Genomic DNA, 778 nt, shown 5'->3' with positions numbered 1-778 from the left:
CGGCGGCCATGCCGTTGCGTTCGATGCACGGGATCTGGACGAGGCCGCCGACGGGGTCGCAGGTCAGGCCGAGGTTGTGTTCCATGCCGATCTCCGCGGCGTTCTCGACCTGTTCGGGGCTGCCGCCGAGGACCTCGGCGAGCGCACCGGCCGCCATGGAGCAGGCCGAGCCGACCTCGCCCTGGCAGCCGACCTCGGCGCCGGAGATGGACGCGTTCTCCTTGAAGAGCATGCCGATGGCGCCGGCGGCGAGCAGGAAGCGGACCACTCCGTCCTCGTCGGCGCCCGGCACGAAGTTGATGTAGTAGTGGAGCACCGCGGGGATGATGCCCGCGGCTCCGTTGGTGGGGGCGGTCACCACCCGGCCGCCCGCCGCGTTCTCCTCGTTCACCGCCATCGCGTAGAGAGTGATCCACTCCATGGCGCGGGCCAACGGTTCGCCCTCGGAGCGGAGTTGGCGTGCCGAGACGGCCGCCCTGCGCCGCACCTTCAGACCGCCGGGCAGGATGCCCTCGCGGGACATGCCGCGCGAGACGCACGCCTGCATCACACGCCAGATCCCCAGCAGACCCTCGCGGATCTCCTCCTCGGTGCGCCAGGACCGCTCGTTCTCCAGCATGAGCGCGGAGATGGACAGGCCTGTCTCCCGTGTCAGGCGCAGCAACTCGTCGCCGGTACGGAACGGGTGCTTCAGCACGGTGTCGTCGAGCTTGATCCGGTCCGCGCCGACCGCCTCCTCGTCCACGACGAAGCCGCCGCCCACCGAGTAGTACGTCTT

General features: G+C 70.2%; 1 protein-coding gene. It reads right to left on the bottom strand.

Annotated features, from left to right (window positions below):
- Positions 1-778 (bottom strand): L-serine ammonia-lyase (locus FGD71_RS34925; RefSeq protein ID WP_119104588.1); only part of this gene is annotated, 778 nt, incomplete at both ends.

The sequence above is a fragment of the Streptomyces sporangiiformans genome (genome assembly GCF_005768555.2).
GTDB lineage: Bacteria > Actinomycetota > Actinomycetes > Streptomycetales > Streptomycetaceae > Streptomyces > Streptomyces sporangiiformans.
Note: the sequence above shows the minus strand (reverse complement) of the source record. Positions and strands in the feature narration are given on the sequence as shown.